Source organism: Tumidithrix elongata BACA0141 (genome assembly GCF_036349135.1).
Lineage (GTDB): Bacteria > Cyanobacteriota > Cyanobacteriia > Pseudanabaenales > Pseudanabaenaceae > Tumidithrix > Tumidithrix elongata.
Genome location: NZ_JAZBJZ010000020.1, coordinates 16593 through 32043, shown reverse-complemented (window position 1 = coordinate 32043; position 15451 = coordinate 16593). Strand labels below are relative to the sequence as shown.

Genomic DNA, 15451 nt, shown 5'->3' with positions numbered 1-15451 from the left:
AAAATCAATCTAATAACTCTGATGCTCTTGTTTAAGCTTCAGAACAAATTGTTGGTACTCAGTCACAAAATTTTGCCACCACTCAATGGACAATAAGATCTCCCCTGATTTTGACATAATCTCTAGCTCAACACATAAGTTTACCAATACAGTCTCATGAAACAGGACTGCCAAATTTTTGAGTGCATGAACTTTGCGCGATATCTGAACGGCATCGTTTTGAATCCTTGCAGTTTGAATCGATTGGAATTCAATACCCACATCCTCAAGAATTAAGCCAAGAATCTCTTGCATCTCAATCGCAGAACGTTTCTGATTGCGATCGATCGCATACAAGTCTTGGAAATAAGACATGTCAAGGGTGGGTGTGGCAAAATTAGGAGGTTGGTTAAAGTTAGATAGAACCGTAGACACCAAAGAATCTTGACCTTCAAGTTGAGATCTTTCGACTTTTTTAATTTCCGCATATTGCATCAGTACACGAAGAACTTCTTCAATCCGAATAGGCTTACTGATATAGTCATTCATCCCTGCGGCAATACATTTTTGTCTGTCTTCTGGCAATGCATTGGCAGTCATGGCAACGATCCAAGGTTGAGTGGTATGTGTTCCTTGTTTGCGTATCTCTTTCGTAGCTGTTAAACCATCCATCTCTGGCATTTGCATATCCATGAGAATGACTTCGTAATTGCTCTCCTTTAGTTTTTTGATACCCTCGCGTCCATTCTGGGCAACCTCAATGTCATAACCAAGCTTTTTTAAGATATAGCAGGCTAGCTTTTGATTGAGGGGGGTATCTTCTACTAACAAAATTTGTAGGGGAAATCTCTCTGCCATCGTCGCATCGATTATCATGCGATCGCGCATCAGAGCATTAGGCTCTATCGGTTGCAAATTTTCAGACGCCGCGACCGTAAAATAGAAATTTGAGCCTTGGGTATTGCGATCGGATTTCCAATTTAAAGGAGGCTCCCCTCCCACATGACCGTAACTCTCCACCCAAATTGTGCCTCCCATCAAAGCGACTAAACTTTTGCTGATTGCCAATCCTAGTCCTGTACCGCCATATTTGCGACTAAAGGATGCATCGGCTTGGGTAAAGGCTTGAAATAACTGGTCTATGCGATCGGGTTCAATGCCGATCCCACTATCTTGAATCATAAATTGTAAGAAACCTTTCACTCCCTGCAAAGAACTATCAGGTTTTCCATTTTGCTGGCTGCCGATCGCTGACTGCCGATCGCTAGAGAATTCTTGCTGATAGCTAACTTCTACAAGCACTTCGCCACTGTTTGTAAATTTGATCGCATTACCCACTAGATTAATCAATACCTGGCGCAAGCGATTTTCATCCCCAATTAAAGCAGCAGGGATTTCAGAGGCGATCGCATATTGCAAATCAATTTCTTTTTGCTTTGCTTGACCGTTCAACAAATTACAGACTGATTGCACTAGATCGGACAGCTTAAATGGGTTTTCCTCAATTTCAAATTTTCCTGCTTCAATTTTTGAGAAGTCAAGAATGTCATTAATGATGGAGAGAAGTGCTGAGCCACTGTCTCGAATGGTTTGCACGAAATCTTGCTGTTCGTCGGTAAGATCTGTATAGGAAAGTAGTTCTGCCATACCTAAGACCCCATTCATCGGCGTGCGAATTTCGTGGCTCATATTAGCTAGAAATTCACTCTTGGCTCTATTGGCAACCTCTGCAGCTTCTTTGGCTTGCGCTAAGGCAATCTCTGCTTGTTTGCGATCGGTAATGTCCCGTGAAATCTGGATCGCAGTATCTTCAGAAATTGGAGAAATACTCGCTGCAAACCATTTCTCTTTCCCATCGACTTCTAAACTGTAGTCACAATTCACAGTCTTTTTTTGCGCAAGCGACTGCTTCAAGTTCTGTAAAATAATATCTGCTGACTTTTGGGGAAGTTCTTTATAAATTGACTGCCCGATAATTTCTTCGGGCTTTCCGATCAAATTAGTCAAGTCGGTCGGTGCGATCTTGAGACAACGCCCTTCAGCATTACGAACCAATACCATATCGCTCATGGAAGTAAACAAGGCATTCAGTTCGGCATAAGCATCTCGGAGTTGTGTTTCAGACTTATCTAATGCTGCTTCTGCTTGCTTGCGATCGCTAATATTACGAGCGACCCACAATACAGATTCATAGCTTAAAGGTGACACAATGGTAGAGAACCATAATTCTCTACCCTGTAGTTCTATAGAATATTCAAGCTCTTTACTTTCCTGGGTCTTCAGGACTTGCTGAATAGTTTCTAAAAAGAGATCGGCTGTAGAGGGAGGGAAGTGCTCCTGCAAAGTCTGATTAATCTTATCGAAACCATTGCTTTCAATATTGGATTGGGTAGGAGCAACTTTGAGATACCTACCTTCGCTATTTAGGACAAAGATAAAATCCTTCATACCAGCAAATAGATTGCGAAGTTGGTTCTCAGATTCAGTGAGTGCCTCTTCAGCTTGTTTGCGATCGCTGATATCCTTCATCATGCCAATTACGCAATCTTGCCCATCCAGCCATTCTGCTCTCGCCGACATCAAAACAGTCTTCAATTGATTCGATCGCGTGCGAACCTTCACCTCAAAATTTTGGATCATCTTCTGCAAAATCAACGTTTGTCTAAAGTGATGCAGATTCTCCAGATTTTCCCACAGGCCAAATTCTACACAGGTTTTTCCGACAATCTCTTCACGAGTAGCATGTAAGAATTGGCACAAACTTTCATTCACATCCAAACACAGCCCGTCTGCGAGCGTAGCAATCCATACAGGATCGGGGCTAGTATGAAAAATGGTCGAAAATCTAGTTTCCGATTCGCGGAGGTCTATTTCTGCTTGCTTGCGATCGGTAATATCCGTAACTGTGCCAAGATAGCCTGTGACTTCACTTGCTTGATTTCTCTCTGCTACAGCCTGAGACAGAACCCAAGTAAAGGAACCATCTGGTCGCTGCCTGCGGCTTTCCAATTGATAGAACGCCTGGGGATCGACCTTGGCCTGTTCGACAAAGGTATCCCATTTGGTCTTTATTAACTCTCGATCGTTCGGATGCAACCTTTCAAGCCAAGCAAAACCCAAGTAACCTTCTAAAGACACACCAGACAGTTGTAAGGTCTTTTCGTTGGCGTAAATACATTTACCTTCAATATCGTCTCGAAAAATACCAACGGGAATCAATGCCAATAAGGAACGATATTGTGCATCCGCTTGCTCTAATGCCTCCTTGGCAATTTTACTCTCCAAAGATGTTTGCAATTGCTCTGACATTTGATTGAACGATCGCGTCAGCACTTGTAACTCAGCGATCGCATGATTTTCTGGTAATGTCTGCCCAAACTTTCCATCCGCTAAGTCTTGACTGGCTTTACTCAGACGTTGCATGGGAGCAGCAATCCAACGTGCAGTTAACAGCCCAATTCCCGTTGCAATCAACAGCGTGATTCCACTTAAGAAAATGGTCTGGTTGGTATTTGCCTGAATTTCTGACATAAAGTCAGACTCTGGGATTACGGTCAAGAGCAACCAATCTAGACCGTATTTATCCTGGTAAGGATTGACTTGTGCGAACAGCTTTTGTCCCTCAACCACGACTGTAAAGCGTTGATGAGATTGAATTTGACGCAGATCGCCATATTGCTGCTTGAGTTGGGTAGCGATCGCACTTGTACGCGCATCTTGACTCTGGGTAGCTGGCAAGCGGATCGGCTGTCCCTTTTCTAGCTTGATATAAGGAATTTCTAGCGTGGAAGTTGCAACTAGATCGCCAGAGCGCTCCAGAATAAATGTTTGCTCCGAGGGCGAAAAATTCAATTTGCTTAAAAAAGTCCCAATATCAGACAAAGCCACACTAGTACCAAACATACCCTCAAACTTTCCCGTTGCACCATGGACAGATACCACAGCGGTAATGCCTAAACTTGGCACAGCTCGGAAAACAAAAATAGGCGACCAAGCTTGTTTTTGAGCGGTTATTCCAGTCTGGTACCACGGCGTTGTTCGATTATCGATGGTCAGCGTATAAATCAACTTCTTAGCTCTGCCTCGATCGTCAACCAGATAATATTTCCGTTGGGCAGAATGAGCAGGTTTAATTTCACCTAGAAGCAACGTCCCAATCTCTAAATTTTCCCCCGATGCCTTTTTGGCTTGCTCCACCATCTCGCGACTAAGCAACCTCGTGTAACCAACCTCCTCTCCTTGCTCATTGGCAAAGAACGTAGAGGGCAATGACGGCGATAGCTGGATCTGCTGCCAAAGGTTTTCTTGCAATCGATCAAAGTTCTTAAGGTCAAGACGCCCCTGATGAGCAGCAAGCTGATTAACTACCACCGCTTGTTGTGACGTTTGCAAAGATGTGTCGAGGCGATCTCGAATCCGATTGGTTGCTTGATCCATCACCCGATCTGCTAAATTTTCTACGGCTGCCTGTCCGCTGCGATAGGAAAGATAGCCTACCAAACCTACTGCCCCAACAATCTGCACCACAAACGGAACGATCAGCACCCACCTGAGAGAGATGCGATCGACAACTGAGCGTTTGGCTGCGTTATGCAAAGACATGTGAATAAATTACATTGCCCATCAACAAAAAAGATACTGTTTTCCAAGTTTAAACAATATCTCACCAGATCGCTCATACCAATTTCAATTGAAATTGCAACAGCTCGAGATTTGAGTTCCGTGCTATGCACGGTCTTTCGAAAAGGAAGCTTTTTTGAAAATGTTAGGACTTATGGGATGATAGCGCAATCATCATAACGAGTTAACTATGTGGCAAGTCAATATCACCTGTTCTGGAGAAGCATGGAAGCTCTGTGGAGTAGACTTTGCAAAGTTAGCAGAGACCTATCAAGCCGAATTAATTGGTTCAAAAAAAATGCCAGATGACACTCGCATCATGTCTTACAAAATTGAAGCTCTTTGTGATTCTGAGTCCTTTCAGGAAGATTGCACCAAATTTGAAGGATTTACTACTAATTTTGAATCTTTATAATACAAAACCTCTCTTTTGTAGCCTCGACATGACTTCCCGAAAAACAAAGGGATCGAGCTATTATTTTCAACAGGTTAGCTTGCTTTGTTCCAAAATCATTAACCCAAATTCACATTAAGGAATAAGGAGAGCTAGACCTGTCGCATCTCAAGAAGTTTAGCTTTCAGTTTGAGGTATTGGAATATTTTGCACGTTGAGCTGTTGAAACGATCGCATCAGCACATCAATCACTTCTTCGATCTGAATCGGTTTACTGATATAGTCATTCATTCCTGCATCCAAACAGATTTGACGATCTTCTGGTAGGGCATTGGCAGTCATCGCAATAATCCAAGGCTGAACAGAGCGAGATGCATCGCCATTGGGGGAATCGCGAAAATCTTTGCGAATCACTTGAGTCGCCGTTAAACCATCCATTTCTGGCATTTGCAAGTCCATCAAAACCACATCATAATTTCGGTCGTAGAGCATCTCTAGAGCCTCGCGTCCATTGTTCGCGACATCGACAGCATAGCCAAGTTTTCGTAACACAATGCAGGTAAGCTTTTGGTTGAGGCGACTATCTTCAGCGAGCAAAATTCGCAGAGGCATTCTTTTTGCCATCGTGTCATCTAGTGTAGATGCGCGATCGCCTGTAGATAAATAATCTTGTATCGGTTGCATCCCTAAAAAATTAGATTGCACCGCGATCGCAAAGTGGAAAATAGAACCTTGAGAACCTTGACTATTGGTTTTCGCGGGGTCTACGATCCAATCTACTGGAGGATTGCCTCCGACTGCCCCCCGACTCTCTACCCAAATTGTGCCTCCCATTAACTCGACCAGACGCATGCTAATCGCTAAGCCTAAACCTGTGCCTCCATATTTACGACTAATGGAAGCATCAGCCTGGGTGAATGGTTGAAATAATTTATCGATGCGATCGCGGTCAATCCCAATACCCGTATCTTGAATCGCAAAGTGTAAGAAATCTCCTCCTCCATCTTCTAACTGGTTGCTTGATAGATCGCCGAACTGATAGCTAACCTCTATTCCCACATTTCCTGTTTTGGTAAATTTGATCGCATTACCCACCAAGTTTAAGAGGACTTGGCGGATACGTGCAGCATCTGCCACAAAGGCTTTAGGTAGATCGGAATCGATCGAATAATTTAAGATAATATTTTTATCGCTTGCCTGTCTGCTCAAGAGATTACAGACCGATTGCACCAAGTCTGTAAGCACAAACTCACAGGCTTCGATCTCAAACTTACCTGACTCAATTTTAGAGAAGTCAAGAATATCGTTAATGATCGCAAGCAGTGCATCACCACTATCTTGGATTGTCTGCACAAAGTCCTGTTGCTCTTCTGTCAAATCGGTGTGAGCCAGCAATTGTGCCATTCCTAACACGCCATTCATCGGTGTACGGATTTCATGACTCATATTGGCAAGAAACTCGCTCTTAGCTTTGGTTGCTGCCTCTGCGGCTTCCTTCGCTTTTGCTAAGGCAAATTCTGCTTGCTTGCGTTCCGTAATATCTCGAGCAATCTGGATTACCCTATCCTCCGCGATCGCAGAGATACTGGCAGTAAACCAAACTTCTTTACCACTTATTGCTAAGCAGTAGTCACAATTTATAGTTTGTCTTGTCTCTAAAGCCTGGCAAATGGCACTAAGAATAATGTCCGCTTGTTGTTTTGGTAGCTCTTCATAGATAGACTTCGCGAGTACCTCTTCAGATTTTCCTAATAAATTTGTGGGATTTTGAGTTGCGATTTTGAGGCAACGTCCTTCTGCATTACGTACCAATACCACATCGCTCATCGCCGCAAACAGAGCGTTATCCTCGGCATAAGCCTCTCTGAGCTTGGCTTCACTTTCTCTCAGGGCTAATTCTGCCTGTTTGCGATCGCTGATATCACGCGAAATACAAACGAGAGCAGATTTGCCTTGCCACTCCATCTCTCGTCGAGAAATTTCAACAGGAAATATCGAACCATCTTTGCGGCGATGCAGGGTTTCAAACGCATTATCATCAAAGGAAGGTGTCCTGATGATTTGGCGAAGTTCTTCACGAGTCCATTGGGCATCCCAGTCAGCAGCATTAAAGTTAACAACTTCAGCAGGTGTGTAGCCTAGCATTTGTGCAAATCTGTCATTAGATTCAAGCAAATCGCCTTCTAAGTCTAAAATGTGGATACCATCTGAAGACGCATTGAAGATTGTGGATCGCCGCAGTAACTCTTGTTGTAAAGCCAGTTCAGCTTGTTTGCGATCGCTAATATTCCGAACCATCACCAAGACTTCACGCTCTTTAATCTTGACAATCCTTGTTTCTTCATATTGAAGCCGATCTGCAATTGGAAGTTGATGCTCGTAGATTTGGATTTCCCCGGTGATTAATGCCTGCTGGATATAGCTCATTCTAAGTTCGGCAAGTTCTAAGGGCAAAACTTCTGAAAGATGTTTGCCAATCAGATCTGACCCCAACATGATCAGATCTTTCGATTGATTTGTCGGGAAATAGTCGAGATAGACCCCAGCATCACCAATATGAAACATCAAGTCGGGTATTGCCTCTAAAATCGCCCGATTTCTGGACTCGCTTTGACGGAGTGAAGCCTCTGCCTGCTTGCGATCGCTGACATCTCTGACAATTACCAAGCATTCATCGTCACTAAAGGGAGACACCCGCACCTCTTCATCACAGGGTTTCCCATACTTGAGAATTTGATGTTCCCAGATCTGTAACTCCCCCGTGGAAAGTGCTCGTTCAATTTGTTGTAATTCAAAATTAAGCAAGTCTGGCGATAACACTTCTGAGAGGTGACTTACGATGGGGAGATACGTTCCAGAGGCATCGTTTACAGGTAAAATCAAGTCATAGCAAGAACCATCCCGTCCAATTCTCAAAAGAAGGTCTGGAATCGCATTTAGAATGGCACGATTGGTTGCTTCGCTATGCTTCAGTTGAGCTTCGGTCTGCTTGCGATCGGTAACATTTCTGATCATAGTCAGGACTTCTCGCTCGTTAATCTTGAAAATCCTTACCTCTTCATATTGAATGCTGCCATCGATTTGCAGTTGCTGCTCGTAGAGTTGAATTTCTCCAGTTGTTAATGCCTGCTGGATATAGCTCAGTTTGCGTTCGGCAAGTTCGAGTGGCAATACTTCTTTTAGCTGTTTTCCAACTGGGTTGGTATCAACTACGATCAAATCCTTGACTGTACTGGAAGGAAAACAGTCTAAATAGATACCTTCAGCACTGACCTGAAACATCAAGTCAGGTATTGCTGATAAAATCGCGCGATTTCTAGACTCGCTTTGGCGCAGTGAAGCCTCTGCCCGTTTGCGATCGCTAATATTTTTAAATACAGAAAGAACGCAGGGCTGTCCGTTTAGCTCTAGAACTTCTAAAGACACCAGACCCGCGATCGCTTCTCCAGACTTGACACAACCTTCAATTTCAAAGTCCCGAATCGATTGATGCGCTTGTAACAAGTCAATTATTTCCTGAACTTGCGCGGGATCTTTGACTAGTTTGATTTCGCGCGCCGTCCGTCCGACAATCTCCTCACGCGCATAGCCCGTGAACGCTAAATATTCATCGTTGACATCGAGATAAGTACCATCCGCAAGACTAACAATCGAGATCGGATCGGGGCTCGCGCGAAATACTTTGGCAAATTTTTCTTCAGATTCGTGCAACGTCCCCTTGAGTGTTTTTGCCATCTGGGCAAAGGAGTCCAAAAGGGCGTTTAGCTCTGCGATCGCACTGCTCTCAGGTAATTCTCGCCCTAAATGTCCGCTGACTAAATCTTGACTGGCACGACTCAAGCGCAAAATCGGACGCGCAATCCATCGCGCCGTTAGCAAACCAATTCCCGAAGCAATGAAAAGCGTAATTCCACTAAAGAGAATTGTCCAGTTTGCATTTGCCTGAATTTCTGCCATAAAGTCAGATTCAGGGATAACCACAACTGCTAACCAGTCTAATTCTCGATCGTCTGGCTCCCTTTTGAGAGGGAAAATACGCACAAAATAGCTTTGACCGCTGCTTTCAACCCGAAACTGAAGCTCTTCTTTAATAGAGGCTAAGCTACCAAAGCGCTCTATCAGTTTCTGGGCAATGATTTGGGTCAAGGAATTCTGACTACTGACAATGCTGAGCCTGCGATTTGTAGGATCGACATTCTTAACAACATTCTCTGAGGTCAGGGGAGCAAGTAAACCTTGGCGAAAAGGGATTTCTCCTGTTGAAGTTCCAATCATGAGACCGTTACGCTCGACAATAAAGGCTTGTCCTGTTTTGCCGATTTTTAACTTTCGGAGAAAATCACCCAATTGATTCAAAGAAACTGCCGTTCCCACAACCCCTTGGAAGGTATTTTGGCGATCGAAAAATGGTAGGAAATTCACCGCAACCAATGCAGGTTTGTTAGGGTTACCTAGCGAAACACTGATCTGCCAGATCGATCGCCCTGCTCGTTTTGTGCGACCGTACCAAGGGTTATTTGGCGGGTCATTATGAGGGTCGTAGGTGGTCGATCGCCACAGGAGTTGGACGCGATTGCCTTCACTATCTGCAAGGTAATTATCCCAATTGTAATTTGTGGTTTTATCCCTCAGTCGAATCGCACGGGAACCATCATCTAATTTCTCTACGATTAAAATATCTTTCTGTTCCGTTGCGATCGCTAGCGCCGACACATCCGTATAGATTTGCGATTGCTGCCAATAATATCGCTCTACCGTTGCTAAATTTTGCCAGTCCAGAAGTCCGAGTTTGAGAGCGACGGCATTATTCTGACTGATTTCTATGGGTTTGCGTAAATAGCTACTCAGGTTTTGATCGATGCGATCGCCTGTTTCTCGCATCACCTGATTTGCCAAATTTTCTACGGCAACCTGTCCGCTGCGATAGGAAAGATAGCCCACCAATCCTACTGCCCCCACAATTTGCACCACAAAAGGAACCACCAACACCCATCGCAGAGAGATGTTATCGAAAGCAAAGCGTTTGGTTAACGATTTATTTTTCATCAAAAGCTACTTAACAGCCAAGTCATACTTTATGGCTCAAAATTAGGTCGGGTATCTCTCTAAAGCTCTGTTGGTGAACCTAAGATTTTTATGACAAACAGCAACACCGTTGTTTTGACTTCAAGTTACATAACACTTTACTTTGCAATTTAATAAATTTTCGTGAGTTGATTATACCAACTGATTCACTATGTGACATTCAAAGCTATAGTTTGAAGACTGCTAAACCTTTGCTTAATTTGTCTCGTGGGAGTGTGAAGTTAACGTTAATGACACCAAAATCCTTATGGAGCTTTAGTCCCACTTTGTGGCTGTGGTGCAGCACCTGCCTGTGCATCATTCCAGCGATCGCTGCCCCCAATCTTGCCCTCGCTGAAACTTTACAGCCAAAGTCTTCCCCGACTAACTCAATGCGACCCAAACGCGATCGCGACTGGAATACACAACTTGCTGTCCCAGAAGCAGTGCGCGTAAGCAAAGCAGTCCCAGCCGTTCCTCCACTTCAAGATCTTGCCATTCCTCAGAATTCTCTCAACATTCCTAGCAATCAGATCGCAGGAATGGAACCTGTCACATCAGTTTCACAATTATCGGATGTTAAATCGACCGATTGGGCATTTCAGGCATTACAGTCCCTCGTAGAAAGATATGGTGCGATCGCAGGTTATCCCGATCGTCAGTTTCGCGGCGATCGCGCCTTAACTCGCTATGAGTTTGCCGCAGGCTTAAATACAGTATTGGATAAAGTAAATGCCCTGACTGCGGCTGGGCTTGCCGATAAAGTGAGCCAGTCAGACCTAGCCATTCTCCAAAAGTTGCAAGCAGAATTTTCCCAAGAACTCACTACCCTGCGCGGAAGCGTGGATTCTTTAGAGAAGCGCACTGCGATCGTCGAAAACCAACAATTCTCTCCCATCACGAAATTAAGAACCATTATTGCCTTCTTGATTGGCGATACCTTTGGCGAACGTCCACCTAGGGGTAGCAACACAGTCTTTCAATCCTATGCCAGTCTTAATTTTCAAACCAGCTTTACTGGGAAAGACATGCTCAACGTTCGTCTCGTTGGCACCAACACCCCTAGTGTTGCTACCGCCACAGGAAGCTTTACCTCCAATCTGTTATTCGATCCACCGGTTTCGCCAAATTCAATTCGACTCGATCGCCTAGACTATAAGTTCCCCATCGGCGATCGCGCCACAGTCTGGATCGTGGCTTCGGGATTACAACCCTATGACTGGGTTCCAGTCGTCAATCCATTAATTTCTTTAGTTGTCTATCCCAATTCTCGCTTTTCTCTATGGAATCCCGCATCCTATCGCTTAGGGTTTCTTGCCACTGGAATCGGAGCTGCCTATCGTTTTAACGATTGGTTACAGGTACATGCAGGCTATTTCGGGAACAGCGATCAAGCCAGTATTCCTACAGGGGGTAATGGTCTTTTTAATGGAAATAATGGCATTATTGCCCAGCTCACCTTTACAGCCAGTCGCGAATTTGAGGCAGCCCTTACCTACACGCACAAATACTTTACAGCAAATACCGTTAACCTTCAGAGTACAACGGGTAGCATCTATGCGCTCACTCCCTTCGACCAAAATGCCACTTCCGCTGATAATTTCAGTGTGGAATTTAGCTGGAAGTTAAGCCCTAATATCCATTTTGGGGGATGGTTTGGTTACACAAGCGCAAACCAATTAAGTCGTGGGAACAGTAGTGCCACAATTTTAAACGGAGCGCTCAATCTGGCGTTTATCGACTTATTCAGTGAAGGTAGTGTTGGTGGATTGATTGTTGGCGTTCCACCCAAGGTCACCAGCAGCAATTACATCGATAGTCTGACAAGAGCGCTGCGCCAAGATCTCGATACTCCTATCCATGTAGAAGTTTTCTACAATTATCGATTGACGAAAAATATTAGTATCATGCCCGATATCTTTGTCGTTACCAACCCAGATCGAAATGGCGATCCGATCTGGGTTGGTTCGCTGCGTACAGTCTTTTCCTTCTAACCGAATCTTTCTATAGGAATTCAAAAAGAGTAGTAGGGGCAATTCATGAATTGCCCCTACTACATAGGAATATCTATAGGCATACTGGGAAAAGCGATCGCTATCTTTACAAGCTCAAAATCTGTGCAGTCACAGTCAGGCTTTCTTCGTAAAGCATATCTCGTCCCCACCGTTGAAGTTGTTGCCCCATCAAAGTGTCTGCGCTCTGATCGGACAGAGGTGTCACCTGATGAATATGACAAGCTTGCGCACCGCCCGCAGCTTCCATGCGCATACAACCCGTGGATTCCGAACAGAAGACATTACAAGCATCTGCATTGAGATTGGTTGAGGTGAGTCGCAACCCAATCAAGTCTCCCACCACCTCCCCAGGATCCGCCGTTGGAATCGCCGCCAGTTCTGCCTCCACCTTTAGATCGTTCTTACCCGTAAAGGTAATACGTTGAATATCGTAGTCACCACCTTCCTTAAATCTTGCGACCGGTTTCCAATCAAGGCGACTGGCAATCCAACCTAAAAACATCAGGGCTTGGGTACTATTGCCTCGTTCGTAGTCAATCGTGATGCCATCGACATCCCAGATTGCCGCACGGCGATCGGGGGGGTCAAATGCCTGTGCTGTCAGCTCTTGCCAAGGAGCTAGCCTTTGCCAGTTGAGATCGGCCACCTGCGCACCAGCATGGATCATCTCGTGCTTTTTCACCAGACTCGTTTCGGAATCCGTAAACACAGCCGAGTCAAAAATCAGGCGATCGCTGAGGTTAATCAAGCGTTCAAACATCTTGGTGTTTGGTGCGGGGCTATCTTTCCACCAGAGGAATACGGGTAGGTCGGGAATAATCAAATCGGCAATCAGCGCATGGACGCGGTTAAACGCATCCTTTGTCCCTTGCAACGTAATATATTCACCACAGACGAGCGAACTGCGTGTTTTTTGAATTGGGCAATAGGCAGCAACTTGGGCAGTAATCCCCTCATCTTCGCCATGAATGGGGAGTAAATCGATGACGCGACAGGGACTTTGAGAGGCGATCGCATCAATCGAAGCCATCCTCTCTAGGGATGTCAGTTCTTCTGGTTCGTAAATCAACAGGTTAAACGTGGTCGCGCGGGCGGCAGCATTTTCGCCATAGGCCTGCCAAATCTTACTGAGTTCCAATTCCACTTGAGAAATCGAAACATCTTTAGGAGCCTGCAAAGATACGACTGGGGGTGCTTGTGTGTTGGTCATAAGGATGAATCAGTTATCGGTTATCGGTTATCAGTTATCAGAAGGCAGGTAGCGGTTAGCAGTTAGTGATTAGCGGTTGGCGAATTTGAAAGCTAAGGGATTGTCTTAAAGGAATGGTAATCCTACATATCATCCAAAAGCTAAAAGCTAAAAGCCAATAGCATTTAGCTAACCTACAGTCTCCTCCATTGCCGTCCATCGTTATTGATCAGAGCTTCAGATGCCGTTGGTCCCCAAGTGCCCGCTTCATACTGCGGTACAAGCAGAGGATCGCTAGGAGCTTCCCATACGCTAAGTGCGGGGGTTACCACTTTCCAAGCTGCTTCCACTTCATCGCCGCGAGTAAAGAGGGTTTGATCGCCTAACATACAGTCTAACAAAAGCCGATCGTAAGCATCGGAGCCCTCAATTCCAAAGGTTTTGCCATAGCCAAAGTCCATTTCCACCGATCGCGATCGCAGGTCAGGCCCAGGCATTTTGGCTTCAAATCGCAACGCAATCCCCTCATTCGGTTGAATGCGTAGAGCCAAGACATTGGGACTCACTTGCTTAGCAGCCGATTGAAACAGTAGGTAAGGCACTTCACGAAACTGAATGGCAATTTCACTCACTTTTTTGGGCATGCGTTTCCCTGTGCGCAAATAAAAGGGAACACCCTGCCAACGCCAGTTATCCACCAAAAATTTCATGGCTACATAGGTAGGAACTGTGGAAACTGGATTGACATTCGGTTCTTGGCGATATCCAGGAATCTCTTTGCCCTTCATCCAACCCGAACTATATTGCGCTCTAATACTGGATAAATCAAGATTGCGCGTATCCGCTAACCGCGTTGCTTGAATCACTTTTACTTTTTCCGTGCGCAGGGAATCTGCATCCATCGCGTTAGGAGGTTCCATCGCGGTCAGACAAAAGAGTTGCATCAGGTGATTTTGCACCATGTCCCGCAATGCGCCTGAGTTCTCGTAATATCCTGCTCGATCCTCTACGCCCACAGTTTCAGCAACCGTTATTTGCACGTGATCGACAAATTGACGATTCCATAAAGGCTCAAAAATCGCATTAGCAAATCTCAGCACCAATAAATTTTGAACCGTCTCTTTGCCTAAGTAGTGATCGATACGATAGACCTGACGCTCATCGCAGGCTTTTTGTACGGCACGGTTTAGCTCTTGGCAAGAGGCAAGGTCTCGTCCAAAGGGTTTCTCGATTACCAATCGCGTTTTCACAGGGTCTTTGATCATGCCTGCTTCACCGAGCTTAGCAATCGCCTCTGGGAAAAAGTTAGGAGAGACAGCTAAATAGAAAACGCGATTGCCTCTCGTACCTCGCTCAGAGTCTATTTGCGTCAGGAGTTGATCGAGTTTAAAATAATCATCCAGATTGCCCATATCCACAGGGCAGTAGTACAGACCTTCGGCAAAGTTATCCCAGATTTCCTTTGCACCAATCCCACTTGAAAACTGCTCGACGCCCTCGCGCATCTGCTCTCGAAAAAAGTCGTGACTCCAAGGTCGTCTTGCTACACCTACAATTGTCAGTTCTGGCGGTAATCGTCGCTGCTGTTTTAGATGGTAAATAGCTGGTACCAGCTTTCGCATCGTCAAATCGCCTGATGCCCCAAAGATTACTAAGATTAGCGGCTCAGGTGTCCTCTCTTGCTGTAAGCCAACTCGTAAAGGATTCTCTAATAGCTGAACCATAGGTGACTAGCCTGAATAGTGTTTATTTGGATAGATACAATCAGGATTCTAACCAAGTTCTCGCTAGACCCTTAGCTTTATCGCCTTTTTCTTTAGGTTTAAGCCGTTGTGTCTGAGGCTAAGGAGTTGCCTTGTCAGCTTTACAAGATAATTGATTATATCCAATGAGCTAGGCAAACTGTAAATGTATTGGGTCAGGCACTGGAGTGCTGCCCATACCTAAAACCTAAAAATGTCTGGGGCAACTACAGGGAAATTCCCAAACCTGAAAATATCTAGTAGCCATACCCTCTATAACCTAGCCTAATAACCTAGCCTAAAAAATTTGCAGGTCAAACATTTTTTCCTATATATAGGTCTTGGGATTACTAAACAAATGCCAAGAAAGTATTAATTTTTTATACAATTTTAAGTAAAGATTTATTACTATCCATAGTAAGTATGGATTAGCTTGTGGGAAACCTGT

General features: G+C 44.8%; 6 protein-coding genes. 2 read left to right on the top strand and 4 right to left on the bottom strand.

Translation table 11 applies throughout. The annotated features are described in order from the left end of the window. Positions 1-9: 9 nt before the first annotated feature. Complete coding sequence (locus tag V2H45_RS07085; RefSeq protein WP_330482925.1) at positions 10-4581, bottom strand: PAS domain S-box protein; 4572 nt, start codon at positions 4579-4581, stop codon at positions 10-12. A 208-nt stretch (positions 4582-4789) separates the two neighbouring features. On the opposite strand from V2H45_RS07085, the gene V2H45_RS07080 reads away from it, so the two are divergent. After that, the gene (locus V2H45_RS07080) at positions 4790-5014 is read left to right on the top strand and encodes a hypothetical protein (RefSeq protein WP_330482924.1); all 225 of its coding nucleotides are present in this window, start codon (positions 4790-4792) and stop codon (positions 5012-5014) included. Between the two features lie 156 nt (positions 5015-5170). Here V2H45_RS07080 and V2H45_RS07075 read toward each other — a convergent pair whose 3' ends face one another. Then, positions 5171-10039, bottom strand: a complete 4869-nt coding sequence (locus V2H45_RS07075) for a PAS domain S-box protein (protein WP_330482923.1) — start codon at positions 10037-10039, stop codon at positions 5171-5173. A gap of 269 nt (positions 10040-10308) precedes the next feature. On the opposite strand from V2H45_RS07075, the gene V2H45_RS07070 reads away from it, so the two are divergent. After that, positions 10309-12051, top strand: a complete 1743-nt coding sequence (locus V2H45_RS07070) for an iron uptake porin (RefSeq protein WP_330482922.1) — start codon at positions 10309-10311, stop codon at positions 12049-12051. Between the two features lie 106 nt (positions 12052-12157). Here V2H45_RS07070 and opcA read toward each other — a convergent pair whose 3' ends face one another. Next, positions 12158-13282: a glucose-6-phosphate dehydrogenase assembly protein OpcA gene (opcA, locus tag V2H45_RS07065; protein ID WP_330482921.1), complete on the bottom strand. Its 1125-nt coding sequence runs from the start codon at positions 13280-13282 to the stop codon at positions 12158-12160. A 173-nt stretch (positions 13283-13455) separates the two neighbouring features. Beyond that, positions 13456-14985 carry a glucose-6-phosphate dehydrogenase gene (gene zwf / locus V2H45_RS07060; RefSeq protein WP_330482920.1) on the bottom strand — a complete coding sequence of 510 codons (1530 nt, stop codon included), beginning with the start codon at positions 14983-14985 and terminating at the stop codon, positions 13456-13458. Between the last annotated feature and the right edge of the window lie 466 nt (positions 14986-15451).